The organism is Chondromyces crocatus (assembly GCF_001189295.1).
GTDB classification, from domain to species: domain Bacteria; phylum Myxococcota_A; class Polyangia; order Polyangiales; family Polyangiaceae; genus Chondromyces; species Chondromyces crocatus.
Genome location: NZ_CP012159.1, coordinates 3,725,187 through 3,750,438, shown reverse-complemented (window position 1 = coordinate 3,750,438; position 25,252 = coordinate 3,725,187). Strand labels below are relative to the sequence as shown.

Here is a 25,252-nt window from a genome sequence, read left to right as displayed (position 1 = left end):
CCTCTCGCTGGGCGGCGCGGCGCTCCGACAGCACGCCCAGCATACGCCGCTCCAGGGCCCACCCTCGTGCTGGGCAGCCGCCGTGCCCCACCGCCTCAGCCCCTCCTGGAAACACCGTGCAGGAAGGGAGGAGCGGCTCACCTCCAGGGGGCACGACCGAGAGACGGGGCGAGGGTCGTGCGATCTACACGCCGAAGTTTCGTGGCTCGCCTTGCCACCCGGTCCTGCGAAGGAACTGCTCCCACGTGGCTGCGTCAGGGTCTACCCGCCTGCTCCAATTCAGGTCGCGGTCTTTCCGGTAGTAGCCATACTCGACGGTGTACTGGACCATTCCCTGGGACTCTCGGACGAGATCCTCGGCACCGGCGAATTTCGGGAAGTGGTGCAGAAACTCTTCCCTCGTGAATGCAGAAGCGTAGGCGGCCTTCTTCCCGGTGACGCGGCGGAACGTCTCGACCATCTCCTCGGGCGTGATCAGCTCGCCGACGACCGGCAAGGTCTGGTCGGCGTACCTGTCCCGATTGCTGAAGATCTCCAGAATGGCCGGCCCCGTCGCCGTCAGCGGGTCCACGAACGGCGCACGGAAGTCCTTCGGCAAGTAGATGGGGAACACCACCGTGTCGCCCTCCAGGCGCGGTGGGTAGTACTCGACGAAGTTCGAGTAGAAGTACGCGAGGTAGATGAAGGAGCTGACCACGGGAAGCGTGCGGATGTACGCCTCGACGCGGGCCTTGTCGGTGAAGTGCGGCGCGTACTTCGTTCCGCCGGTGATCTCGTCGACGTTCTCCAGGCCCGAGAAGATGACGTGCTGTACGCCCGCCTCGACGGCCGCATCCGCCTGCTGCTTGCCGACCTCCACTTCGCCAGTTCCGGGCTTCATCGGCGGCGTCATGAGGAACGCGCCCTGGGAGCCTCGGAAGGCTTCGACGAGCAGCCTCTCGTGACCGAGCCCGAGCGGCACGGCGACGAGCTCTGCGCCCTGCTCGGCGAGGCGGCTGGCCTCGGGGGTGTCGGTGTTGCGCGTCAGGGCGCGCACGCGGTAGCGACCGCTCTGGAGCAAAGAACGGGCTGCGCTCCGCCCCTGCTTGCTCGTTGCGCCAACGATCGTGATGAGTGGCTTGCTGTTCGACGGCATGGACGTCCTCCTGGTCGTTCCCCAGGTGCTTCTCGTCCTCGCAGCGAACGGGTGCAAGTACGCACAAATTCGGTATGTAGTATCAAATAAGGAACCATTGCGGATGGCACGACGAGCGGAAGGCAAGAGTGGGTGCTCGGTGGAGTCGGCGCTCGCGGTGATCGGGGGGCGCTGGAAGGGGGTCGTTCTCTACTGGCTGTCGACGGGGACGCTTCGGTTCGGAGAGCTTCGCCGCCTGCTGCCCAGCTGCACGCAGCGCATGTTGACGCTGCAACTGCGCGAGCTCGAGCAAGACGGGCTGGTCAAACGCACGGTCTACGCCGAGGTGCCTCCGCGTGTGGAGTACGAGCTGACCCCGTTCGGGCGGAGCCTGGTGCCCATCTTGCTCGACTTGAAGGCGTGGGGAGAGCGCTACCGGCGGCGACTGCCATGACGGGCCAGCACCCCCGGGTACGGTTCGAGGGTCCAGGCCAGCACCGGCGTCCATTCTGGCGCCCATATCATCCATTTCGTTCATCGTCGTACGACCTTTTCGTGACGAGCGTTCACAATCGACTCGTGCGCGCATGAGCCAGCGCTCGACGGTCAGCCGGTACTCAGCCAAGGGGAGAACGACATCACCAAGGAGTTCGATTCACACGACGGCGGTCTCCTGGGAAATGCTTGACAGAAACAGAAGCTGACCGGAAATACGGGTTCAATCTCGATTGGGTCAGAGGGCTCGCCATGGATTTTTTCGACATCTACTTCCTGGACGATTTTTACGTTGCCGGCATGGAAGGCAGTTACTTCGGCGAAATTTGCATTGGCTCATTTCGTGAGAAGTTTGCTCTGGATAGCCTCTTCTGGTCCAGAGACCGGTATGAAGAACAATGGATCGGGGCGGCGCGGCGGATCATGACCCACGACCGCGCCCTCATGATGGCTTCGATCTGCGAGCCGACGGGTGCGAATTTTTTCCGGTGGTGGGGTTTTTATCGTGCCGGTGACTTGATCGCCGTGCAGGATCAGTTCTGCCCCCTCGAAGAACTCGACCGACCATTCTCGCTGGATAGGCCTGAAGACTCGATGCAGGAAAGACACATCATCTCGGAAGGCGGCAGGCCCATCTCGGAGTGGTTCACCACCGTCGAGGCAATCCGCGCGTTTCTGGAGCGAAGGACTGCATGATCACGTCTTCATACCCAGGTCTCGATTCGAGATCGTCGATGCGAGCATACCGGAGGATTGGATCTGCACGACACTGTCCACGGGGAAGGTGCAACTCATCCTCGGTCCGCCACATGTCGCCAAGGACATCGACGCTCACGATCGCATGATCGATCAGGAAATGGCTCAGGTTGAAACCTTCTGGCGCAGGATCGACGAGGGAATCGTCCCCCCACCGTGAGCTTCTGCCCCTCCGACTCATCCTCCCTCCGAGGCGATGTCCACCCGCTCGACAGAGAGGGTTTCGAGGTGCATCGATGACGAAACAGCTGGAAGCAATTGTCGATGAGGTGGTGGTCGATGGCTACGACGACTGGCTTTACCTTGGTTGGATATCGTCTCGAGTGAATGAGGGCCTGGGCCTCCCCGACACACGCCCGGGCGTCTTCGACGAAGAACGGCTTCAGAACACGATCGCTGTCATCAGCTACGTTGTTTCGAATGACTTGATGGTGGTTGGCGAGTTTGGTCGCACCATGGACGATTTCGTCCCCTGGGGGGTCACAGGTCCGGAGGCGCTGACGCGTATCGAGAAGGAATGGCGCGCACTCGGCCGAAACCCCAGGTTGTGGGAAATCTGCTGGTTCGAGAACACTGCAGCAGGCCATGAGAGAGCCCTCCGGAGCGGCCTCATCAACCGTCGGGAGGCGCAGCATCGCTGCCCCACCTTGCGGTTGGTGGTGACGCTCGATGCGAGGATGAGCCGCTGGTGCGCGCGCCCGATCGAGAGGGGTCACCCGGACGGGTCGCTGACCTCCGTCCTGCATGAGGGGTCAGCTTCGTGCTGGGCAGCCGCCGCGCGTCACCGCCCGGGCTGCTCGTGGACCCAGCGTAATCCTGATCCGCAGGGCACCCGCCCGCAGACAGGCGCGCCGCATGGCTTCGATCCATACCAGGAGAGATGACCGCGTCGCCTTCCCGGAACGAGCCCAGCGCCGAGACGCCCCCGGAGGACGAAGGGCCGGCGCTCCTGGCGAGCACGCCAGCCGTCGAGACGCTCCTCGCCCACGAAGCGGAGACGCGCGTGGAATCCGGTGGAAGCTCGGGCTCCGCGGTCATCGCTCCGCCAGCGCCGTCAGAAGGGCTGGATGACCAGGCGTCCGACCAGGCATCCGTGATCTCCGACGGGGTGGATGGCCCGTCCTGCCTCGACACGCCCCGAGGCCCGCCGAGGCGCATCGTCGATGGCGTCCGGGTGGAGGATCGGAGGGATGACATCGTGCTGGAGGGGCCCATCGATCTCGGGCCCACGCTGGACAGGATCGCGGCGGGCGGCAGCTACCCGCATCGCAACGACGGGAGCACCTTCAGCAACCGCCCCTTGCCCGGCAGCACGGAGCCTCCGTTACCCGAAGAGCCCTACGGCTATTACACGGAGTATGTGCACCCGACGCCCGGCATCTCGGGCGCAGGCCCTCAGCGGCTCATCGTCGGGCGCTGCGGGGAGGTGTATTACACGCCCGATCATTATCAGACCTTCATTCCGCTCAACTGAGGGCAGCGTCGATGAGTCGTCAGCAGCAGGTCTTCGAGTTCGGCACGGGAGCGAGCAAGGCGGGAGACTTCGTGGCCGAGGTGCCCACCGGGCTCTCGAGCGTGGAGGCGTTGCTCGCGTCGCTGTACGAGGCGCTCCGGCTTCCAGGGTATTTCGGCTTCAACTGGGATGCCTTGTCGGATTGCCTTCGTGACCTCCACTGGCTGGCCGCCCACGAGGTCGTCCTGGTGCACCGGGACCTCCCGGCGATCGCACCGGCGGAGCTCCACACGTACGTCGAGGTGCTGGCGGAGGCCGTGCGAAGCTGGAAGCCGGGCGAAGCACACATGCTGCGCGTGGTGTTTCCCGCCGCGGCGAGGGACAGGGTGCTGGCGTTGCTCGATGCCAAGCCGCCCGCCAAAGGTAGCCCCGGCGCGTCGTCCGCTTAGAGAAGCCCGGTCTTTGCACGCCACGGTCGCGGCTCCGCTGCGTCGACCGCGTTTCGCTACGGCTCAGGGCTGTGTCGCTGAAGGCTTTGTCGCCGAGGCTTGGCCGCAACACGTCTCCGCGGAGGGCTCGGCCGAGGGCTTGGCCGCGGAGGGCTTGGCCGAGGTCTTGGCCGCGGAGGGCTTGGCCGAGGTCTTGGCCGCGGAGGGCTTGCCGCGGAGGGCTTGGCCGCATGGCGGCGTGCACCGAGACGACCGGTGACGACGGCTTGACGACCTCGTGGTCGTTGTGGTCCAACGAACACAGATGCTCCACTGGCCCACCACGGACGGTCCGCACGACGCGCCAGCTCAGGAGCGCGGGCGTCCAGGGGCGCTGCTGGCGACGCAAGGCGTGGCGCCGGCTCCAGGTGCCTCGGCCGTCGTCGTCGCCTCCAGCATCCCCTGGTGGGGCGGCCGAGGTGCGCTCGTCGCGCCCTCCGCCCCTTCCCGCTGGGTGATCTCGAGGTTTCCAGCGAAGCGTTTACGCCGTCTTGATGGCTCGGAGGCCACGCCGGCCTCGTCTCTTCTCCCCTGTCTCGACCTTCCTGCTCCCCGCCCTGACCTGACCTGGCATGCCACGCAGCGCATGCCCGCGGACAGGGATCCCTTCTTACCCGAGAGGTCTCCAGCATGAGTGCTGCTCCCAGGCCGCCGCGTGCCTCCGTGCCCCGTGGCGACGATGCCATCGGTTCACCTCGACGACCGGACGGAACGCCGGCCGGCGGGGTCGCCATCACCGTGGATTCGGACGACACGCTGGAGGTGAACCAGTTCTCGGTCAACGAGCGCCTGTCCACGCTCTTCAGCATCAGCGTCGTCGCGCATTGCCTGAATCCGGACATCGCATTCGATGCGGTGGTCGGTCGGGAGGCGATCTTTCGCCTGGCCCATGGGGGTCATCGGCGCACGTGGACGGGGATCTGCAATCACATCCAGCAGGTCCGCGTCGAGGAGGATGGGGCGTCGACGTACGAGGTGAGCATCGTTCCCTCGCTGTGGTTGCTCACCCAGCGGCGCAACTACCGCATGTTCCAGCAGATGTCGGAGCTGGACATCGCGCGGAAGCTGCTCGACGAGTGGAGCATCCCCTTCAGCGAGAAGCTGAGCGACACGTACAAACCACGGAAGTACCGCGTCCAGTACGGGGAGAGCGACTTCGCCTTCCTGTGCCGCATGCTCGAGGACGTGGGGGTCACGTTCTACTTCGCGGAGGAAGGGGGGGAGACGAGGGTGGTGCTCTCCGATGCGCCACAATCGAATGCGCTGCGGCTCCCGAAGATTCGCTTCCACGATGACGCCACGTCGGCCGCCGGGAATGAGCACGTGACGGCAGTCCGCATCGGTCAGCGGGTGCGACCGGGGCGCTACACCGTCCAGGACCACGATTACCGGCGCTCACCGACCTATCGGCTGGCGAAGTCGGCGGAAGCGTCGAGCGTGGAGGTCGAGTCGAAGCTGGAGCGATTCCATTACACGCCAGGGGCTTTCCTGTTCCGTTCGGAAAAGGGGGACGAGAGCCCGGTGGCCGACGACCGAGGGAAGACGCGCACCGACGAGAACGAGGGGGAGCGCGTGGCGCGGAAGCGGCTGGAGGCGAAGCGGTCCACGGCGGTCCGGTGCACCTTCACGACGGATGCGCACGATCTGGCGCCGGGAATGGTGATGAGCATGCTCGACCATCCGAAGTCCGAGCTGGGCGCGGACGAGCAGCTCCTCGTCGTGGAGTGCAACCTGAGTGGGTCCCAGAATGGTGAGTGGCACCAGAGCTGCGAGGTGGTGAGCGCCGACGCGTCCTACCGGCCGCCGCTGACCATGCCGAAGCCGAAGACGAACGGGGTGGAGAGCGCGACGGTGGTCGGGCCCGCAAAGGAAGAGATTCATTGCGATGAATTTGGGCGGGTGCGCGTCCACTTCCACTGGGACCGCGAGAGCAAGATGGACGAGAGCAGCTCGTGCTGGATCCACGTGAGCCAGCCCTGGGGCGGCGCAGGTTTCGGCGGGATGAACCTGCCCCGGATCGGGCAGGAGGTGATCGTCGACTTCCTCGGCGGCGATCCAGACAGGCCGGTGATCGTGGGCCGGGTGTACACGAACCTGCAGAAGGTCCCGTACAAGCTGCCGGACAACAAGACGCAGACGGGATTGAGAAGCAATTCGACCGGCGGCGGTGGCGGCTACAACGAGATGATGTTCGAGGATGCCAAGGGGAAGGAGCTCTTGAACATCCAGGCAGAAAAGGACCTCAAGAAGCTGGTCAAGAATGACGAGAGCGTCACCATCGGTCGCAATCGCTCGAAGTCCATCGGATCGAACGACAGCTTGATGGTGGGTGCGAACCGGACGCACCGGGTTCAGTTGAACGAGCAGGTCTCCGTGGGGATGAACCAGCGCTGGTCGGTGGGGGTGAATCGAGCGACGCAGGTGGGGTCGATCGATTCGACGATGGTGGGAGACACCCACGTGGTGACCATCGTGCCTCCGAGCGAGGGAGGTGGCGGGGGCGGGAATACGACGACGCTCATGCAGAACAAGAAGATCGTCCTCGATACCGGCGCCGGAGCGTCCATCACACTGGAGGGGGATGCGATCACCCTGATCGCCAAGACGATTTCCCTGTGGGCGACGAGTGCCGTCAATGTGACCTCCGTTGGTCAGGCCAACGTGGGAGGCGTCTCGGGCCTCACCCTCGGATCCATCGCAGGAGAGGTGGTCATCCAGGGTGGGCCGCTGGTGAAGGTCAACTGCTAGCGAAATCCCGGGAGACATTCGGCCATGAAACCAGCAGCGAGAGTCGGAGACTGGCACACCTGTCCGGAGGAGGCGCCGGAGCCGCATGTCGGAGGTCCCATCCTTCCCCCCGGGTGCACGACGGTGCTCATTGGCGGTTCCCCTGCAGCGCGAGGCTCTTCGGGGACGACGCCGGACCTGTCCGACCTGTCCGAGGATCTGCAGAAGCTCATCCGGGACAATGCCAGGCACATTCTCGATGCCGCCAGAACGAAGGGCGTCGACCCCAGGACGCTGGCGGCCATCATCTTGCGAGAGAATGCCGACAACAACATCATCAAGGAGCTCCTGGAGATGCCCATGGGCTTCCTCTCCGAAGACTGGGGACCCGTCGGGAAGCCCTCCATCGGGCTCGCCCAGGTCCAGGTCGCCACGGCACGCTTCATCGAGGAGCAGGGCTACATGCCCGCCACCAGCGGCTGGAACATTCCTTTGATCGGTCTCATCTCGGGCAGCGAGAACATGGCGCGCAAAACGAAGCTCGAAGACAATGGCATCAACGCCATGTATGCAGCGGCCTACCTGAAGTACTTCCAGGATCAGTGGGACCCGGCGTTTCCCTCCATTGCCAACCGACCCGACATCCTGGCGTCGCTCTACAATCTCGGGCCGTCCAAGCAGCCGAATGCGAACCCGTCGCCCAATGACTTCGGCGAGGACGTGCTGAAGTTGTACCCGTTGATGGCGCAGCTCCTCGGAGGCTGTGGTGATGGGGACATCGCGGACTGCGTTCCCCTCCTGGATCAGATCGCGAAGGCTTCCAGCACGGTCTTCTTCGGTGGCCTGCCGGCCGCACGCAAGGGGGACACGACCTGCCACGGTGGCGTCATCGCGGAAGGGGATGCGACCGTTCTCCTCGGTGATTGACAGAAGGGCGGGTGGTTCATCCTTCCTCCCGCATCGTGTCGATGGCCACCCGCACCCGCTCCGCCGTCGCCGGCTCCGTCGCCATGCGATGAAGCCACACCCGCTCGATCCGCATGATCGATCCGCGGGGGAGATCCAGATCGGCGAGCACGTCGTCGAGGGCACCTCGCTCTCCCGCCACCGAGATGCGCGCGTACTCTTCGGGCTCGATCGGTCCCCGCTCCTGCTCGAGCTGGCTCACGTAGGCCGCATCGAATCTGCGGAGCTGGGCGTGCTTGCCGCGGGAGGTCTCTGCGCGGATCGCCTCGGCCCACCGGCGCTCGGCGCTCGACCAGTCGCGGTCGGAAAGCGCCTCCTCCTCGAGGATCTCAGCTTTCTTCGCCTTGTTTCGCGCGATGCGCGCCGTGAGTGCGGCGCAGCGCTCCAGCGAGACGTCGGCAAGGGGTGGTGGGGGCGGCGCGAGCGGCAGCGCCGACGTCGCTTCAGACGCAGGCGTGGCCACCGTCTGCGCTGGCAGTTGCTCCTCCGGCGTGGGCTCGTGCGTCAGCAGATCTGGCCGCGACAGGGGACCGATCATGGGTGGGGGCGGTGGCAAGACGCGCGGCGCAGTCTCTGTGATGGGCGGCCAGTCCTGCGGCGTCTGGACGCGGTGCCAGGACACCGGGAACTCTTCCGCGAGCCCGCGCTGGAAGGGAGCCGCCGTCAGGGCTGGCACGTCCGGAACCACCGATGCTGCCGGAGGTGGTGAGGCGGGTCGATCCTGGTCTCGGTCGCTTTTCGTGACCGCGCCGAGGGCGGGCACGGATTCACGGAACGGCAAGACATTCGCGTCGGCCGGCGTGGCGAGCGGTGCCGATTCGGTCTGGAACAGCAACGCCTCCGTGCGCCCCCGCGGTGCAACGGCATCTCCCCTCGATGGATCCATGGGGGGTAGCGTCCGGATGGTGTCCTCGTCGTCGTCCCTGTCGTGCCGCAGGGGTGTCTGTGGCGGGCTGGCAGGCAGCTCGCCTCGCGATGCTCCTGTCGCCCCTGACTCCACAGGCGGGCGCGGCTCGGTGGGCGGGCGCGAGACGAAGGGGAGGACGCTGGCAGGCTGGAGACCGTGCAGGGGGGCGTGGAGGGTGCGCCCCGCCTCGTCGTCTTCATCCGCGGCGGGCAAGACGATCGTTTGCTTGGAGAGTCGGAAGGTGCTCGGGCGCTCTGCGCTGAGGGTGATGCAGCCCGGCTCGTCGGCGTGACGCAGGGGGAGCCAGCCGCGCCAGACGAGGGTGCAGAGCGCACGGTCGGTGTCGATGCAGAGGGTGTCGCTGCGGAGCGCGACCTCTTCCGGGGCGGCGCCGGGGCGCTCCGCCATGGCGCGAGGGCGCAGGCCGGGGAGGTTGGTGACGAGGCGGGGATGGTCGGGGTGGAGATGCTCGAGGACGAGACGCTCGTCGTGGCGTAACTCGGTGACCTGCTGGTCGAGGGGGGCGATGTTGAAGAAGGCGAGATCGAAGCCCTCGGGCAGGGGCTGCTCCCACCAGCGCTCGTGGCGCCACGTGCCAGCTCGGCCGCCGAGGCGCTCGCGACGGCTGGGCCAGGTGGGAGCGATGGGGCCGAAGCCGATGGGTTCGATGAAGTCCTCGCGGCGGGTGATGTGCAGGCCCATCGGCTGGAGGTTGGGAAGGGGAACCTGGCCGTAGAGGGTGGGCTGCGCGTCGGGGCGAACGCCGACGGGGTTCCAGGATCCCGGGCCGCCAGCAGCACGCTCGTAGCGGAGAGAGACCTTGGTGACCCGGGGGCCCTCGCGAAGCAGGCCGTCCTGGGTCCAGGCGCGGTCGGCCCAAGCTTCGAGCGATTTGTCGATGCTGGCGGTGATCAGGCGCGCGGCGATGGAACGCGCCGGCTGGCGCCGAGGGGCGAAGGCGCTGCCGACGAGAAGGACGTCGGCGCGGGGCTTGAAGGGGGCGAGGTCGGAAGCGACGGCGAGGCTGCGGGTGGGATCGTCGTCCCAGTGGGTGTCGTCCTCGTACAGGGGTTCAGGGACGTCGTGGAGCGGGCATTCACCAGGCTGGAGGCGGTAGGTGGCCTTGCAGACCAGGGAGAGCGTCCAGCCGCCGCGCGCTGTGGGCCAGGGGCGGGCGGCGACACGGAGAGCGGCAGACGTGGTGGTGACGTGCACGAGCGCATCCTACCACCAGGGCAATGACGGCCGCCGCGCGATCCCCTCGTCAGGAGGCTCGCGCCAGCGCAGGCCGTTTGGTGTACTGGCGTCGAGGTGGAACGAGATGGCCTTACGAAAGATCGAACTCACCGTCGGCGGCACGGAGGTTGGCAGGGCAAAGACGTGGTCGTACCCGTCCGATGACGGGAAACACTATTCCATCCCGACGTACAACCTGGAGGTCAGGGGAACGGACGCCAGACGAGCCACCGTCACGAAGACCTTCGAGGTGATCCGCTTCGGGGTACACCGGAAGACGCCGGCCGAATCGACGCGGGTGGTCGGCCTTGCGGACCATCAGCGGTACGTCATCCGCGGGTGGCTCCCCGATTACAGCGTCCACAGCGCGGCGTCGCCAGAGATGGGCGCGTGGCACGTGTTCGACAACTACCTGATCCACGACGGCCCGGACGACCCGCACAACGAGGCCTATGCCACGGCAGGATGCATCGAGATCTGTGGAGGCCCGGCGGGATTCGACAGGTTCAACGACCTGCTGATCACGCTCTCGGGCTCGATGAAGACGACCCGTGGCGAAAAGCTCCACGAGCTCGGGCGCGCTGGCACCATGAGCATCACGTACCTGCGCGCGGGGCGTCCGCCTCTGGTCGAGTGGAGGGGGTGAGCGTTTCCGCTCTCATGCACATGCCAGCCTCGCATTACGCATCGGCACGCGATTTCGTGCAATGAAGTGCGATGCATCATTCACGCACAACCTGAACAGGTCTCCGTAACTCATCAGAGCAGGGAACGCTTTCAGCGTGCCGAAGGACGGAGCCGTGAGCGGCTGTCTTCCTGCGGCTGCGCCACGGGCGGGCCCTGCCGAGAGGAGAGCGATCTGTCATGGAGTCGACATCGTGCACGTGGTTGGTGGATCTGTTCTGCAATCAGCCGGCGCTGGCATCAGAGATGGCCAAGCTGGTCCTGGCATCCCTCGCGCTCGACCACGAAGGGGTCCCGTCTGCGCCCAGACCAGGGTCGCCGTGGGCTTCGCCCGAGATCGTGGTGCTCTCGGCCATCCTGCATGGGAAGGGAGAACACGGAGAGGCCATCGGCAAGGCATTCCTGGCCGTGGCCGCTGGGCTCGATGAGAAGCGGCGGGCCGTTTACACGGATCTGGTGCTGGTCTCGCTGAACGATACGGCGCGACAGAAGCTGGAAGCCCTCATGACGCATGCCTACGAGGTCCAGTGCGCACTGGCTCGGTCCCATGGGGGAAAGGGGCAGCCAGAGCCAGGGCAGAAGCGATCATCGCGGTGCTCGAAGCGCGTGGGCTGAAGATCTCACCGGACGTGCGCGAGCGGGTCCGTGGGAGCAGGGATCTCGCGGCGCTGGATGACTGGATGCGGAGGGCAATGCGCGTGAGTGACGCGACGGGGCTGTTCAGGGCGACGACGACCTGAACCTCTCCCAGGTCCGGCCATGCGTCAGCCTGTCCAGACGGACAGGCTGACAGCGTCGATGAAGCCAAAATCGTTGGAATCACCATCCGCGACGCATGCCAACCAGTCACCTGCGACTGGTTCCAGGAAAAAATCAGCGAAGGAGGTTCCAGGACCCCTCTCCGGGGCCGGCGCGTAATCACAGCGGTTGTCGTCCTTGCACACCACGCTGCCGCCGCCGATCGAGTTCCCCATGGTCTCCGCAGAACGCTCTTCGCCATCAGCGAAGCGAACAGGGTGGGCAGCCTCGAGGTTCGAGGAATCCCCGTTCGATCCGAAGCTGGTATCGCCTGGATCGGAGACCCCAGGTCGACTCAGGACGGTGAGCACCGTGCCTGTCGGGCTGACGACCTTGATGACCAGATCACCCACAAAAGGATGCTGAATTCCGATGACGAGTTCTACCTTGCCCACGCGGGCGCCAATCCCGGCAGCGACTGGCAAGGTCACGCACTCCATGGATGCCACGCTTCCGTCGTAGCGCGAGTCGTCGGGGATCGAGATCCCCAGCCCAGGCCCCTCGGTCACGACGATGCGTGTGGAAAGCTCGCAGACGCTGGGTTGTCCTTGGCACAGGAATCCATCATCGATCCCGCAGGAGGTGCAACCGTCATTGGGCGTCGTATTCCCATCATCACAAGCCTCCGCCCCTTCAACACGCCCGTCACCGCACACGATGGACGAGCTGCCTCCTTCCCCGGCGCTGCTTCCTCCCGAAACACCACTCCCGGCCTCCCCGCCGCTCCCAGCGCCTCCGGCCCGATCCCCCGCATCGTCATCGACCACGAAGGCATCGAGTCCGCTGAGAACTGCGCAGCCGGATGCCGTCACCAGCGCACTGGCAGCGATCCACCCCTTACCGCTCGCGGATTGCATCCAGCGCAGCCTATCATGACCCTCCAGCTTGCTCAGCGCTTGCAACGGCGGCGTGCAAAAAGAGCAGCGCGAATCATCTCGACAGCGTAATTACCCGACGCCAGGTCGACGAATTCGCCATGAATCTGCATTGAGCATGCTTCCAGGGCAGGCACGATACCGAATCAATGCGGTATGAGGGTGCTGCGACCACGCGGACCGGGACGGCGCGCGGCGAAGAGGTGCTCTGCGTTCAGGGGCACTCGCGCGGACGTGTCCGGACCGTACCCAGAAAGAGGCCACGTGCCCTCGTTGCCCCACGAAGCCCTGGTGTGGATCTTTCGCAATCAGCCCATGCTGGCAGCGGCTCTACTGCGCGACGTGCTGCACCAGGTGACGCCCAGGTTCACGCGCGCCGAGGTGGTCTCCGGGGATGCAACGGATGCAATCCCCGTGGAGCGTCGCGCGGATCTCGTCCTGCTGTTCGAGTGCGAGGGCGGCGCCGAGAAGCTGGCGGTGATTGTGGAGGCGCAGCTCCAGCGCGATGCGTGGAAACGGTATGTCTGGCTGTCGTACCTGGCGGCAGTGCGGGAGCGGTATCGTTGCCCCACCTGGCTGCTGGTGGTCACGCCCTCGGAGGTGGTGGCACGGTGGTGCGGTGAAGCGATCGAGCTGGGTCACCCCGGGTGCGTGCTGCGGCCGCTGGTGCTGGGGCCGAGGGGCATCCCGCTCGTGACGGAGGTGGAGCAGGCCCGGAGCCAGCCGGAGCTGGCCGTGATGTCGGCGCTGGCGCACGGGAAGGGAGAAGCTGGCGTGGCCATCGGGAAGGCGTTCCTCCAGGCGGCTGCGGGGCTGGATGCGGAGCGTGCGGCGATGTACTCCGATCTGGTGGTAGCGTCGCTGAACGAGGCGGCGCGAAGGAAGCTGGAGTCGATGGTGAAGCGCGAGTACGTCTTCCAGACGGAGCTGGTCAAGCGCTGGGTGGAGCAGGGCACCGAGGCCGGCAAGCTGGAAGCGAAGGCGCAGGCGGTGCTCGATGTCCTCGAAGCGCGCGGGCTCGCGGTCCCAGCGGCAGTTCGGGAGCGGGTGCTCGGGAGCACCGACCTGACCGAGCTGGATGGGTGGATCCGTCGGGCGGCGGTGGTGAGCGGGGTGGAGGCGCTGTTCGCGGCACCGGGCTCCTGAGGTCGGGTTGCTCGTTCATGAGGGCGGCCGGCTGAGCTGCACGACCATGCGCCCATCCGACGGGAGAGGCTGAGCCTACTTCCAAACTTGTCGAAGGATCGGGTTGCCGGCCTACTTCGAGGATGTTAGAAGAAGGGGGTGAGTTCGAAGCTCGAACGGCATGCGGAGCAGCTCAGCGCGCTGGGGCATCCCGTCCGGCTCGCCATTCTGCGCTATGTGGTGCAAGGCGGGGACGACGGGACGGCTGCGGGAGAACTCCAGTCGCATCTCGACATGCCAGCCTCGACGCTGAGCCACCATCTGAAGCGGCTGGTGGACGCGGGGCTCATGAAGACACGCAACGAAGGCACGTTTCATTACTACAGCGTCGATTACGGCGCGCTCCGGGTGCTCACGGCATACGTCTGGGAGGATTGCTGCAAGCGGGGCAAGGGCTGCTGCTGAAGCAGCGCGCGAGACGCTCACCCATCGACTTTGGAACGCGCTCGTCCGCCGGTGTCGTCCGGCGTTCAGCGTGGGGTTGCGCGTCGTCGCACGCATGACGTGAAGAGTTCGCATCGCCCTGGTCGGGCCGGTCGGTCCGACGCTGGATGGGCGATTTTCTTCGCTCCACATGTTCGAGTTTTCTGGAAGGAGTGGGCCATGAAGGTGATCAAGCCGCACGTTTCGCTCAATGTGTCGACGATCGAGGATTCCGTCGCGTTCTACGAGCGGGTGTTCGGGGTACCGGCGACGAAGCGACGGCCGGGGTATGCGAAGTTCGATCTGCAGGTCCCATCGCTGAACCTGACGATGCAGGAGGCGCCGCGGACGGGGGTGAATGCGAGCCATTTCGGGGTGCAGGTGGCCTCGACGGCGGATGTGCTCGAGGCGAAGGAGCGGTTCGAGGCCGCGGGGTTGAAGACGTTCACCGAGGCGGACACGTCCTGTTGTTACGCGGTGCAGGACAAGGTCTGGATCGAGGATCCGGACGGGAACTCGTGGGAGGTGTTCGTGGTGAAGGGGGACGCGGCGGTGATGGGGTCGGAGGAGAGCAACCGTCGCGCGCCGTTCGCGGCCACCGACGAGGCGGCGAACACGGCAACGGGGCCGTGCTGTGCTCCGAGGAACGATGCGTGAAGCGAAGCCGGTGAGGGCGCAGCTCTCGCTCGTCGATCGGTTCTTGCCGGTCTGGATCTTCGTTGCAATGGGGAGCGGTATCGCGCTGGGGCAGGTGGTCCCTGCCATCGGACCGGCGCTGGACGCGGTGAAGGTGGGGGAGGTGTCGCTCCCCATCGCCATCGGGCTGTTCTGGATGATGTACCCGGTCCTGGCGAAGGTTCGCTACGGCAAGCTGGGTGAGGTGGTGGCGAAGGGGCGGCTGTTCGGTGCGTCGCTGTTCTTCAACTGGGTGCTCGGGCCAGTGCTGATGTTCGGGCTCGCGTGGCTGCTGCTGCCGGATCTTCCGCATTACCGGACGGGGATCATTCTCATCGGGCTGGCGCGCTGCATTGCCATGGTGCTGATCTGGAACATGCTGGCGAAAGGGAGCGATGAGATCGCTGCGGTGCTTGTCGCGCTGAACTCGGTGTTCCAGATCCTGTTCCTTTCCGTGCTGGGCTGGTTCTTTCTGTCGGTGGCGCCGGGATGGCTCGGGGCGGAGCAAACGGCATTTCACGTGTCGATGGGGACCATTGCGACGAGCGTGTTCCTGTTTCTCGGGTTGCCGTTGATCGCAGGGGCCACGACCCGCGGCGTGCTGGTGCGATGGAAAGGAGAGGACTGGTACGAGAACCGATTTCTGGCGAAGGTGGGACCGACGGCGCTGCTGGGGCTGCTCTATACGATCGTGCTGATGTTCGCGATGCAAGGGGACAAGATCGTGCGGCTGCCGCTGGACGTGGTCAGGATCGCCATCCCCCTGGGGATCTATTTCGTGGTGATGTTCGGTGCGGCGTTCTCGATCTCGAAGTGGCTCGGGTTCTCGTACGAGGAGACGGCGGCGCTGTCGTTCACGGCGGCCGGGAACAACTTCGAGCTGACCATCGCTGTTGCGATCGGGATCTTCGGGATCGGCTCGGGGGAGGCGCTCGCAGGTGTGGTGGGGCCGCTCATCGAGGTGCCGGCACTTCTGGCGCTCGTCCATCTGTCGCTGTGGCTCCAGCGGCGGCTGTTTTCCGAGGGCGCGTCGGGGGGCGTGGAGCAGCGGTCGGTGGATCGAGGGGTCGAGAAGGCATGTCCGTGAAGACCATCGTATTCGCTTGTGTGCACAATGCTGGGCGCTCGCAGATGGCGGCCGCGTGGTTCAATGCGCTGGTCGATCCAGGCAAGGCGCACGCGGAGTCGGCAGGAACGGCACCCGCGGCGCAGGTGCATCCCGAGGTGGTCGAGGTGATGCAAGAGGTCGGCGTGGACCTCTCGCGGGAGGTCCCGAAGCGACTCTCGGACGCGCTGGGAAGCACGGCGAGTCTGCTGGTCACGATGGGATGCGGTGAGGCCTGCCCGGCGGTGGCGGGAGTTTGCCGTGAAGACTGGCCGCTGGAGATGGGGGCAGGCTGGGTAGGGACGGGCGTCAGGCTTCGGCGGCGAGGGTGCGGCCGGGGACGGTCTTCCACGAGTACCAGGAGCCGCTCTTGGTGTTGCCGCCGAAGAAGCCCTGGGTCTTGCTCCAGCCGGCGGAGTTGAGGTTCTCGGCTTTGGCGGGGAAGTTCTCGGCGCCGCCGGGGACCTGGGTGCCGGAGATCTTCACGAAGGACTCGAAGGTGTAGGTGTTGACGGTCTTCGAGATCTCTTTGGGGAGGTAATCCGCTTCGATCTTGCCGCCGAGGCCCTGCTGGAGGCTGGTGAGGTAGGCGGCTTCGTCTTCGCGCTTCGTGGCCTGGATGATGGCGGTGTTGGTGCCATCGTTCTTTCCGCGTTTTTTCAGGGCTTCGACCATGAGGGAGTCGACTTCCTTCGGGGTGCGCACGCCGTCGAGGCCTTGCATGACGTGCTCCTGGGCGGCGCAGTTGTTCGCGAGGACGGTGGCGGAGGGGTGCTCCTCGGCGAGCTTTCGGTCACGCTCGATCTGGTTGTCGGGGAGGCGGATGCGCTGGCGCTGCTTCCACTCGCCGACGAGGGCGTCGACGTCGCGGGTGCGGGCGTCGGGGCGGTCGTAGCGAGCGGCCATGTCGTCGAGCATGATGCCGTAGAGGGCCTTGGCTTCGTGCTGCTTGCGGGGGTGGGTGAGGATGACGCCGTTCTCGGTGCGGTGGACGGTCGTCCCGGGGATGGGCTCGCTGGCGAGAACCTGGGGGATGATGGCGGGGGCGTCGTCGCCAAGGGCGGCGTCGAGTTTGTCGGCGCCGAAGCGGCGCCTGCCCGGGGAGGTGTCGCCGAGGTCCCAGTAGGAGCCGCCGGCGTGCCAAAGGACGGCGACGCGCACGATGTCGGAGGCGACTTGCTTGAGGCCGCTGTCGCTCTGGGTCTCGTGGGCGATGGCCGGGGAAAGTCGGTCCCAGCCAGGGATGCCGGCGCCGTCGAGGGTGCGGATGGAGGTGACGGTGACGGGGCGCTTCAGGCCTTTGAGGTCGAGGACTTCTTTGCCGTTCTCCATCCGGATGCGGCCGCTGTTGCGCAGGGCGTCCAGCGCGGCGTCGTCGACCCACAGGACGGGTTCGACGTCTTTCTTGAAGGACCTGGACCAGGAGACGATGTTCTTCTGGGCCGAGGGGGCGAGGTCGCCGCCGACCCAGACCCAGTGGATCTTGTAGGGGTCGGTGGCGGGCTCGTCGTCGGGGAGCGGGGCGTTGTCGGCGCGCGGGCGGTTGAACCAGCGGCTGGTGAGGGCACGGAGGCGGCGGAGGTTGCCGCGGCAGTGCTGGGCGAAGGCGCCTGTGATGGCGTGGCGCTCGGTGTCGCGGCTGGCGGCTGCATAGCCCTGGGGTTCGGGGGTGGTGTCGCTGGCCATGGGATCACCGCTCGGGGTGGGTGGAGGTCGAGGCGGAAGGGGTGGCGTTCGGGGAGTCGGCGTCGGGCTGCACGAGCTGGGCGTCGCGGGTGACCTGGTCGAGGGCGGCGGCGTGCAGGCGCTCCATGCGCTCGGCAGGGGTGGAGAGGGCGGGGTCGGCCAGGATCTGCGCAGCCCAGGGGAAGCGGGGGTCGTCGTCGAAGTCGGTGCCGAACTCGAACACCATGTCGGTGTAGCGGGCGATGTGGAGTGGCTCGACGAAGCCATGGTGCGCGGCACGCTGGATGGCTTCGTGGACTTCGAGGCGGACGGTCTCGGGGCCAAGCTCGTCGCAGCAGTCGGCGAAGAAACGGTGGACGTGATCGATCAGCCACTCGGTGAAGATGGCCGGGTTGGTCTGCGCGAAGGTGTCGAGCTGAGGCTGGGAGATCTTCAAGCGGGGAACTCCGGTCCAGCGCGCCGCCTGGCCACGAGCGCGTGCGCCGAGGCTAACGTCGTCGGTGCGCTTCGTCTACCGGCCAGCAGGAGCGTGTGGCGCGGCGTGATGGCTGCGGTGGGGCGTGATGCACCATGGCCGGTGTCCATGCAGCGCTCTCCGTTTCGTGAATCGTGCGTGATGGCTGCGCTGGAGCGCGATGCACCATGGGGGCGACCTGCATCGTCGGACATCGACAGGAACGGAACTCGTTGCGAGCGAGGTTCTCTGCGCAGGAGACACGGGATGGCTGTGCTTGTGGCGTCGTGGAAGAGCGTGCTTTCATCGCGGTCGATGGATGGCGCAGCGCAAAAAAACGCGAAAAAATCCCCGCTGAAGTCCAAGCTGAGTCCGCTGCTCCTGGTGCTGGCGGTGGGCTTCGTGGGCCTCATCGTGGTGATGCGGCCGGGAGGAAAACCCTGCACGACGCGCTCGTACACGAGCGAGCCGAGCGAGACGGTGTGCTCGCTCGAGGGGGTGGTCGAGGTGGTCGACGACGCAAACCGGGCGCTCAATGCGCGTGAAATGGTGGGCGGCGACGACAAGATGAAGCTCGACTATTTTCACCTGGTGGACGAGGCAGGCAGGGCCATCATCTTCTTCGACAGCGAGAAGCACACGATCCCGACTGCTGGGCAGCGGGTGAAGGTGAACGCGCGGGTGGTCGGGAAGTCGGAGAATGCAGCGACCCGTTTGATGGCGGAGAGCTGGGAGTGAATGGCGGAGCGCTGGGCGTGCGTCGAGCGGGGCCACGAGCCATCTCCGCCTTGGCGGGTGGATGAGCACCGTGGCGGGCGCTGAGCGGCGTCGTGGGCCGTTCATCACCGCTGCACCATGCGCGCGGTGCGATGTGGAATTCGCAGCGGTGCGCGCAGGATCGCGCAGCGGGCCGAGCAGCACCGAGCGCGATGTCGGATGTGTCGGCGTGTGCCAGATGCGGGCATGAATGCCCTACCACGCAATGACGAGCCTCGATGTCACGCTGGTTGGCATGGGTCTTGGACCTGGACGCTTCAATGAAGTACCAACGAATCGGTAGGATGGCTTGCCTGACGGTGGCGCTGTCAGGAGCGGGTCTCCTCGTGGCGGGCTGCGACGGCGAGTCGCCGAACCAGCCGGGGCCGACGAGTGGCTCAGGGGCGAGCGGTGGCACCGGAGGCGCGGGTGGCGCAGGGGGCGATGGTGGTCAAGGGGGACAGGGGGGCTACGAGTGGCCCGTCGAGACCTATCCGATCGAGATCACGCCGTCGGACGACTGGAAGAACGAGCTCACCTTTCCGTACGACCCGTTCATGGTGTCGACGTGGGATCCCGGGGCGCCTCGGTGGGTGAAGTTCACGGTGCTGATGCACGATCCGACGAAGGTCTACTACCAGGAGAGCAACGCTTTCCCGTTCCACGGGCCGTTCGCCACGGCGCGGCTCGATCCGTTCTTCGGGATGACGCTGGAGGAGTACAATCAGGTCTCGCTGTATGCGGCGGGGCAGAAGGCGATCCTGGGGGCGGTGCTCATCTCGCCGAACGCCGACGCGGTGCCCGAGTACGGGATCCAGCTCGTGCGGCAGGATGCGTATCACCCGGAGATGGCGCGCATCGTGCTCGACCTGGTGAAGAACAGCATCGTCGATGCGCCACCAGGGACGCGCTCGTTCTATTTCCCGACGTTCGAGCAGCAGGCGTCGGCGACGGCGAACAGCGCGTTCTTCGAATCGGCCGGGTTCCCCGTGAGCTCGGCGGAGCGATGGATCAACGGGGATAGCTGCTATGCGCCGGGGTGGGCGATCGGCCGGCTGAAGTATGTGGCGCCGGACCAGATCGAGGCGGCGTACGCCAGCGGAGCGCTGCGGCCGGAGGACGTGCTGCTGACCGACTCGGTGCCGGCAGAGGTGCCCTACGTGGCGGGGATCCTGTCACTGTCGCCCTCGACGCCGAACTCGCACGCGGCGCTGCTGGCGACGTCGTTCGGGATTCCGTTCGCGTACGTGGGGAACCAGGAGACGGCCGAGCACGCGAGGACGCTCGACGGCAAGGAGATCGCGCTGCGGGCTGCGCTGGACTGGGGGACGTTCTGCCGGGTGGCGCTGGTGGACGCGGAGGGGAAGATCTCCGCGGCAGACCGGGCGGCGCTGCTGGATCTGAAGCGGCCCGCGAACCTGGGGCTGTCACCGAAGCAGCCGCTGGGGGCCTATTACGGGTCGACGGAGAACCTGGGGCCGGCGGACATCATCCACTTCGGTGGGAAGGCGGCGAACTACGGGATGCTGCGGGATGCGATTCCGCAGAACAGCGACGAGGCGATGGCGCTGTCGTTCGATCTCTGGGACGAGTTCCTGGATCAGACGATGCCCGGGGGTAGCACGCTGCGCGCGGAGATCGAGGCGAAGCTCTCGGGGTACACGTATCCGCCGGATCTGGTGGCGTTGAAGGTGGACCTGGCGGAGATCCGGGACCGGATCCGCAAGGACGCGGTGTTCACGGCGGGTCAGCAGCAGGCGATCCAGGCGGCGCTCACCGGGTTCTCGCCGACGCGGAAGATCCGGTTCCGCAGTTCGACGAATGTGGAGGACAGCGCGGAGTTCACCGGCGCGGGGCTCTACGATAGCTACAGCGGGTGCCTCGCCGACGATACCGACGCGGACACGACGGGGCCGAGCCATTGCGATGCCGGCGAGCCGGAAGAGCGGGGGGTGTACCGGGCGATTCGCCGGGTGTACGCGAGCTTCTACAACGACAATGCGTTCCTGGCGCGGCTGCTCTATGGCGTGAACGAGGCCGAGGTGGGAATGGGCGTGCTGGTCCATTACTCGTATCCCGACCCGCAGGAGATGGCGAACGGGGTGGCGACGCTGGGGCGAGAGCTGCCGTTCGCGGGGACGGACATCAAGCTGGTGACGCAGCTCGGGGCGGTGTCGGTCACCAACCCGGAGGGCGGGGCGCTCCCCGAGGTGGTGCGCGTCAACGAATTTGATTCGGTGACGTACCTGGATCTGGTGTCGACGTCGACGCTGGTGCCGCTCGGCGCGCGCGTGATGGCGTGGGAAGACGATTATCACGCGCTGGCGGCGCTGCTCTTCGATGTGGAGACGCGCTTCAAGCAGGAGTACCCGGGCAAGTCGTCGTACATGCTCGATTTCGAGTACAAGAAGATGTCGCCCGGGAAGCTGGTCGTGAAGCAGGTGCGTGAGGTGGCACTTCCGGACACGACGCCGAGCCTGACGCCGTACCTGATCGATGATCCGCGGCGGGTCTGCACGTTCCAGGGGGAGTTCGGGGACATCTTCGCGAACCACCGGCTGAAGATACGGGCGGATCTGTCGACGCCGAGCAAGTTCCTGACGCCGGCGGCGCTGGGAAGCACGCTGTTCGGGAACTCGAGCCTGTCGTTCCTGGCGAGCGGTGGAGCGAGCGTGGCGACGCTGACCGGGACCCCTGCGTCGTGGCCGGGTGCGAGCCACGATTTCAATGCGGGGACGTCGCAGGACAGCTTCACGAACGGCGCGGGTGCCAGCCTGAGGACGTTCACACTGACGACGGAGCAGATTCCGGAGCTGCTGCCGCCGTCGGTGGGGCCGCTGACGGCGCTGCGTGACTTCATCGTGACCCTGGAGGCGACGTACGCGACGCCGGTACCCGTGGTCGATTACACGGGGTCGGTGAGCACGGTGTCGTCGGAGGTGGTGCGCCTCGACGCTTGTCCGGCCGAGGGGCAGCCGATTCCGGGGGCGATCCTGCAGCAGCGGTCGTACACGGTGGCGCCCGGGGTGACGGTCACGCCGTCGTTCTACTGGCCGCCTGCACCCACCGGGTTCACGGCGGGGTACACGGCGCCGCTGTACAAGTGGGTCGAGACGCGGATCGTGGGGCTCACGAGCGCGCCGCTGGTGCTGAAGGGGTACTACTCGCAGACGTACCGGCCTGGTCACCACAACTTCTGGGAGGAGTTCATGTTCGAGCCGCGCCTGGAGGAAGGGATCGCGCCAGCGCAGATCGCAGAGCTGGAGGCGCGCGGGATCCGAGCGATTTACCTGAGCGCGGAGCCGGATGGGTCGCAGCTCCGGGTCTGGCGGGTGGACACGAACGGGGCGCTCCTGCCGATGAACTGAGGCACCGAGGGGAGGGCATCGCGAATGCCCTGCCTCTCTGAGCCGAGGCGCTGAGCGGGAAAGCGCCGCGAACGCCACGAATGCCACGAACGCCCTGCCGAGCCGATGAACAGGCTGAAATCCACGCTCACTCGTCGGCAGGGGTGTCTTCAGGCGCGGGCGAGGGGTCGCCCGGTCGGGCTTCTTGCGGGCGAGGTTCTCGCTTCCGGCAGGGGCCCATGGTCTTCAGCAAGTCCAGCGGCAAGGCGAGGTCCACGGCGAAGCGATCGTCCTTCGGGTGCACGGCGGCGTGTTCGAGCAGGCGGGCCAAGGGGTGGTCGCCTTCTTCGGTGGAGGTGGCTCGCGCGAGGGTGAGGGCGCCCCCCAGGGACCGGGCGAGATCTGCGAGGTCGTCGGCCTGGGGGCCGGAGACGTCGAGGACCATGGCCACGTCTTCGGCAGCGTCGACGTGGATGTCGACGCGGCTGACCACGGCCTGGAGCTGGGCGGCCAGCTCTGCTCGAGAGGGGGGAAAGAGGTTGGCAGCGTCTTCGGGGGAGAGGACGCCGTACATGGCGCCGTACGCGGACCAGTCGGGGATGCGAGGTTCCTCCAGGGGGCCTTTGCCGTCGAGGCGGTCGAGGGCGGCCTCGATGGCCGATCGTTCGGGGCCGGTCAGGAGGAGGGAGTCGCCCCAGGTGGCGAAGATCTCGCCGCGGTCGTCGCTGGTGTAGATCTGGGCGCGCTCGCCGTAGGGGCGCGCCGTGGCACGAGGGGGCGGTGTTCGCTCGGCGTCGGGGACGAGGCCGAGGATGGCGACGCGGCCCGTGGAGACGGCGACGCGCTCGACGTCTTCGAGGAGGTCGATGCCGAAGACGTCCTTGAAGCGGTCGCGTCCACGGTCGGTCCGCTCCAGGAGGCAGTCCATCCAGATCTGGCCGAGGGGGGAGTCCTTGAGGTCCTCGAGCTCGAACACGAAGGCGCTCTTGTCAGGGTCGGTCGGGAGGGCGACGGTCAGCGGGTCGCGACGCTGAGGGGCAGCTTCGGTGTCGCCCGGGAGCGCCACGGGTGGAAGGGATTGGCGCCGGGCGCGACGCTCGTGGTCACGCAGGGTGGGGTGGCGAGGGAACGCCATCCGCACGGCGCGCGCGGGGGCTCTCGGGGAGTCGGCGCGGGCCATGAGGAAGGCGGCGATGCCGAGGAGGAGGACGAAGGCGAGGAGCCAGCCACGCTGTTTCATGAGGGGGTTCGCAAGGAGCGCGGGGCTCCGGCTCAGAAGTCCTTGTGTTCGAAGCAGTGGATGGCGAGGGCGACGGCGGCGAGGGCGTAGACGGCCAGGCCAGCGAGGTGGGTGAGGAGGGCGCGGGCGTCGATGGGGGCAGCCGCGGAGAGGTCGGCGGCGGTATCGGCAAGGGTGGAGATGCGGGGGAGGAAGAGGGTGAGGGCGGCGAAGGTGGCGCGGGTGGGGCCCGGTTCGAAGAAGGTGGCGAGGCGGTCGCGGTAGCCGGCGAGGATGCCGAGGGTGAACAAGGTGAGACCGGCAGCGGCAGAGAGGGCGGCGCTGCGGACGACGACGGCGACGGTGAGCATGGCGGCGTAGAGGACCGAGAAGGTGACGCTCGCGAGGAGGGCGGCGAGGAGGGGGCGGGCGGTGAAGACGCCGGTCTTGACGCCGAAGAGCACGACGAGGCCGCCAGCGCCGTAGAGGGCGCCGAGGAGGGCAAGGGCAAGGACGCCGAGGAAGGTGCCGAGGATGAGCTCGAAGCGCCGGATGGGGAGGGCGAGGAGGTGCTCGATGCGGCCAGGGGCGAGGAGGCTGGGGCCGAAGTCGGCGCAGGCGACGATGCCGAAGAGGAGGCCGCCGTAGAAGATGAGGTAGGAGGTCGCCTTGAAGATGGGGCGCAAGGCGAGGTCGGCGGCGCGGATGTCGGTGCGCAGGGTGCGGCCGAAGAGGCGGGAGGCGGCGAGGGCGCCGTCGACGACGTCGATGCGGAGGGCGAGGCCGAGGATCAGGAGGACGAGGGTGATGGCGATGCCGAGGCCGAGGAACCAGCGGCGTGAGGCGGCTTCACGGAGGAGGTCGGCGGCGACGAGGAGGGATTTCATGGCGAGAGGGCCTCGGTGAGGACTTCTTCGAGGTCGCGGGCGTCGGGGCGTAGCTCGACGAGGAGGGCGCCGGTCTGGCGGGCGCGATCGAGCACGGCGTTGAGGGTGGCAGCGTCGGGGGCGTCGACGAGGAACCAGCCAGGGTCCTTCGCAGGGGTGAGGCCGGCGGCGAGGAGGGCGTCAGGGTCGTGGCCAGGGGCGAAGCGGGCGCGGTGGCGGTTTTCACGGCCACAGAGGGTGTCGAGGGGGCCTTCGCGGACGAGGCGGCCGGCGACCAGGACGCCGATGCGATCGCAGATGCGCTCGGTCTCGGAGAGGAGGTGGGAGTTGAGGAAGAGGGTGACGCCGCGGGCGCGCTCTTCGGCGAGGAGCTTTCGAATCTCGACGCGCCCGACGGGATCGACGCCGTCGGTGGGTTCGTCCAGGATGAGCAGGAGAGGTCGGCCGAGCAGCGCGGCGGCGAGGCCGAGGCGCTGGCGCATGCCCTTGGAGAAGCCGCCGATGCGTCGGGTGGCGTCGGGCTGGAGGCCGACGCGGGCGAGGGCCTCTCGGGCTTCGTGCGGGCCGTCGGAGAGGCCTTTGAGGCGAGCGACGCCCTGGAGGAAGCGAAGGGGGGTGAGGGCGCCAGGGAGGTGCAGGCGCTCGGGGAGGTAGCCGATGCGGGCGCGCATGTGGGGGTCGTCCGGAGACTGGCCGAGGACGCGCACGAGGCCCTCGGTGGGACGAAGGATGCCGAGCAGGGCCTTGATGAAGGTGGTCTTGCCCGCGCCGTTCGGGCCAATGAGGCCGAAGGCGGCCCCCTGTTCGAGGACCAGGTCGAGCCCCACGAGGGCTTCGTGTCCGCCACGGCGGAACCAGGGGCGGTAGGTCTTGCGAAGCCCGCGGGCCTCGATGGCGAGCATAGGGCTCAGGCTACGCCACACCGGGTGATGCCGTCCCTGGGGTCACGCTGGGTCGACTCGAGGTCCGGCGCTTTCCCCGGGAAAGGTCGAGCGAGGTTGCCAACGCGGAGCCGT

The 25,252-nt window shown here is 66.8% G+C and carries 24 protein-coding genes and 2 pseudogenes; 17 read left to right on the top strand and 9 right to left on the bottom strand.

Translation table 11 applies throughout. The features are described from left to right. Window positions 1-184: 184 nt before the first annotated feature. On the bottom strand, window positions 185-1,135 hold the full coding sequence (locus CMC5_RS14050; RefSeq protein WP_050430899.1) for an NmrA/HSCARG family protein: 951 nt from the start codon (window positions 1,133-1,135) through the stop codon (window positions 185-187). A gap of 103 nt (window positions 1,136-1,238) precedes the next feature. On the opposite strand from CMC5_RS14050, the gene CMC5_RS14045 reads away from it, so the two are divergent. The 8 genes and pseudogenes from CMC5_RS14045 (at window position 1,239) to CMC5_RS49140 (ending at window position 7,960) form a co-directional block, all read left to right on the top strand. Continuing rightward, window positions 1,239-1,568 (top strand): winged helix-turn-helix transcriptional regulator, encoded by a 330-nt coding sequence (locus tag CMC5_RS14045; RefSeq protein ID WP_050430898.1) that lies wholly within the window; start codon window positions 1,239-1,241, stop codon window positions 1,566-1,568. Between the two features lie 293 nt (window positions 1,569-1,861). Continuing rightward, the gene (locus CMC5_RS14040) at window positions 1,862-2,305 is read left to right on the top strand and encodes a hypothetical protein (protein ID WP_050430897.1); all 444 of its coding nucleotides are present in this window, start codon (window positions 1,862-1,864) and stop codon (window positions 2,303-2,305) included. Between the two features lie 296 nt (window positions 2,306-2,601). Then, window positions 2,602-3,249 (top strand): hypothetical protein, encoded by a 648-nt coding sequence (locus CMC5_RS14035; protein ID WP_050430896.1) that lies wholly within the window; start codon window positions 2,602-2,604, stop codon window positions 3,247-3,249. Beyond that, window positions 3,246-3,839 carry a guanyl-specific ribonuclease gene (locus CMC5_RS14030; RefSeq protein WP_050430895.1) on the top strand — a complete coding sequence of 198 codons (594 nt, stop codon included), beginning with the start codon at window positions 3,246-3,248 and terminating at the stop codon, window positions 3,837-3,839. Before CMC5_RS14035 ends, CMC5_RS14030 begins: the two co-directional genes overlap by 4 nt. 11 nt (window positions 3,840-3,850) lie before the next feature. Continuing rightward, window positions 3,851-4,267 (top strand): barstar family protein, encoded by a 417-nt coding sequence (locus CMC5_RS14025; RefSeq protein WP_050430894.1) that lies wholly within the window; start codon window positions 3,851-3,853, stop codon window positions 4,265-4,267. Between the two features lie 669 nt (window positions 4,268-4,936). Continuing rightward, a complete protein-coding gene (locus CMC5_RS14015; protein WP_082362475.1) occupies window positions 4,937-7,054 on the top strand; it encodes a type VI secretion system Vgr family protein in 2,118 nt (705 codons plus the stop codon). A gap of 24 nt (window positions 7,055-7,078) precedes the next feature. Then, window positions 7,079-7,204, top strand: a pseudogene (locus CMC5_RS48950) (PAAR domain-containing protein); the annotation flags it as partial. Window positions 7,205-7,387: 183 nt separating this feature from the next. After that, window positions 7,388-7,960 (top strand): PAAR domain-containing protein, encoded by a 573-nt coding sequence (locus CMC5_RS49140; protein ID WP_425394834.1) that lies wholly within the window; start codon window positions 7,388-7,390, stop codon window positions 7,958-7,960. A gap of 16 nt (window positions 7,961-7,976) precedes the next feature. Here the strand turns inward: CMC5_RS49140 and CMC5_RS14005 are convergent, their stop codons facing one another. After that, window positions 7,977-10,121 carry a DUF2169 family type VI secretion system accessory protein gene (locus CMC5_RS14005; protein WP_050430890.1) on the bottom strand — a complete coding sequence of 715 codons (2,145 nt, stop codon included), beginning with the start codon at window positions 10,119-10,121 and terminating at the stop codon, window positions 7,977-7,979. Window positions 10,122-10,227: 106 nt separating this feature from the next. On the opposite strand from CMC5_RS14005, the gene CMC5_RS14000 reads away from it, so the two are divergent. After that, window positions 10,228-10,788 (top strand): hypothetical protein, encoded by a 561-nt coding sequence (locus CMC5_RS14000; protein WP_050430889.1) that lies wholly within the window; start codon window positions 10,228-10,230, stop codon window positions 10,786-10,788. 218 nt (window positions 10,789-11,006) lie between these two features. Further along, window positions 11,007-11,441 (top strand): hypothetical protein, encoded by a 435-nt coding sequence (locus CMC5_RS44460; RefSeq protein WP_050430888.1) that lies wholly within the window; start codon window positions 11,007-11,009, stop codon window positions 11,439-11,441. Window positions 11,442-11,590: 149 nt separating this feature from the next. On the opposite strand, the gene CMC5_RS46915 is transcribed toward CMC5_RS44460, so the two are convergent. Both CMC5_RS46915 and CMC5_RS49135 read right to left on the bottom strand, forming a co-directional pair. Continuing rightward, window positions 11,591-12,064 carry a proprotein convertase P-domain-containing protein gene (locus CMC5_RS46915; protein ID WP_245678564.1) on the bottom strand — a complete coding sequence of 158 codons (474 nt, stop codon included), beginning with the start codon at window positions 12,062-12,064 and terminating at the stop codon, window positions 11,591-11,593. Window positions 12,065-12,187: 123 nt separating this feature from the next. Continuing rightward, window positions 12,188-12,481 (bottom strand): annotated as a pseudogene (locus CMC5_RS49135) (DUF4215 domain-containing protein); the annotation flags it as partial. 282 nt (window positions 12,482-12,763) lie between these two features. Here CMC5_RS49135 and CMC5_RS13985 point away from each other — a divergent pair. The 5 genes from CMC5_RS13985 (at window position 12,764) to CMC5_RS42485 (ending at window position 16,309) form a co-directional block, all read left to right on the top strand. Beyond that, window positions 12,764-13,645 carry a hypothetical protein gene (locus tag CMC5_RS13985; protein ID WP_245678429.1) on the top strand — a complete coding sequence of 294 codons (882 nt, stop codon included), beginning with the start codon at window positions 12,764-12,766 and terminating at the stop codon, window positions 13,643-13,645. A 138-nt stretch (window positions 13,646-13,783) separates the two neighbouring features. After that, the gene (locus tag CMC5_RS13980; RefSeq protein ID WP_050430886.1) at window positions 13,784-14,089 is read left to right on the top strand and encodes an ArsR/SmtB family transcription factor; all 306 of its coding nucleotides are present in this window, start codon (window positions 13,784-13,786) and stop codon (window positions 14,087-14,089) included. A gap of 198 nt (window positions 14,090-14,287) precedes the next feature. Beyond that, window positions 14,288-14,764 carry an ArsI/CadI family heavy metal resistance metalloenzyme gene (locus CMC5_RS13975; RefSeq protein WP_050430885.1) on the top strand — a complete coding sequence of 159 codons (477 nt, stop codon included), beginning with the start codon at window positions 14,288-14,290 and terminating at the stop codon, window positions 14,762-14,764. After that, complete coding sequence (gene arsB / locus CMC5_RS13970) at window positions 14,757-15,869, top strand: ACR3 family arsenite efflux transporter (protein WP_050430884.1); 1,113 nt, start codon at window positions 14,757-14,759, stop codon at window positions 15,867-15,869. Before CMC5_RS13975 ends, arsB begins: the two co-directional genes overlap by 8 nt. Next, complete coding sequence (locus CMC5_RS42485) at window positions 15,860-16,309, top strand: arsenate reductase/protein-tyrosine-phosphatase family protein (RefSeq protein ID WP_281180859.1); 450 nt, start codon at window positions 15,860-15,862, stop codon at window positions 16,307-16,309. The genes arsB and CMC5_RS42485 overlap by 10 nt, the downstream gene beginning before the upstream one ends. Here the strand turns inward: CMC5_RS42485 and CMC5_RS13965 are convergent. Beyond that, on the bottom strand, window positions 16,197-17,573 hold the full coding sequence (locus CMC5_RS13965; RefSeq protein ID WP_050430883.1) for a hypothetical protein: 1,377 nt from the start codon (window positions 17,571-17,573) through the stop codon (window positions 16,197-16,199). The two genes, CMC5_RS42485 and CMC5_RS13965, sit on opposite strands and share 113 nt — an antisense overlap. Window positions 17,574-17,577: 4 nt before the next feature. Beyond that, a complete protein-coding gene (locus tag CMC5_RS13960) occupies window positions 17,578-18,009 on the bottom strand; it encodes a hypothetical protein (protein ID WP_050430882.1) in 432 nt (143 codons plus the stop codon). A gap of 285 nt (window positions 18,010-18,294) precedes the next feature. Between CMC5_RS13960 and CMC5_RS13955 the strand changes: the two genes are divergently transcribed. Beyond that, window positions 18,295-18,765 (top strand): hypothetical protein, encoded by a 471-nt coding sequence (locus CMC5_RS13955; RefSeq protein WP_050430881.1) that lies wholly within the window; start codon window positions 18,295-18,297, stop codon window positions 18,763-18,765. A gap of 323 nt (window positions 18,766-19,088) precedes the next feature. Beyond that, window positions 19,089-22,151, top strand: coding sequence for a PEP/pyruvate-binding domain-containing protein (locus CMC5_RS13950; RefSeq protein WP_050430880.1), 3,063 nt, complete (start codon window positions 19,089-19,091; stop codon window positions 22,149-22,151). Between the two features lie 127 nt (window positions 22,152-22,278). Here the strand turns inward: CMC5_RS13950 and CMC5_RS13945 are convergent, their stop codons facing one another. The 3 genes from CMC5_RS13945 to CMC5_RS13935 are packed head-to-tail and all read right to left on the bottom strand — an operon-like array spanning window position 22,279 to window position 25,138. Next, window positions 22,279-23,370, bottom strand: coding sequence for a hypothetical protein (locus CMC5_RS13945; RefSeq protein WP_050430879.1), 1,092 nt, complete (start codon window positions 23,368-23,370; stop codon window positions 22,279-22,281). 32 nt (window positions 23,371-23,402) lie between these two features. Further along, entirely contained in the window at window positions 23,403-24,236 is an 834-nt protein-coding gene (locus tag CMC5_RS13940; protein WP_050430878.1) for a hypothetical protein, read from the bottom strand. Next, entirely contained in the window at window positions 24,233-25,138 is a 906-nt protein-coding gene (locus CMC5_RS13935) for an ABC transporter ATP-binding protein (protein WP_050430877.1), read from the bottom strand. The genes CMC5_RS13940 and CMC5_RS13935 overlap by 4 nt, the downstream gene beginning before the upstream one ends. Between the last annotated feature and the right edge of the window lie 114 nt (window positions 25,139-25,252).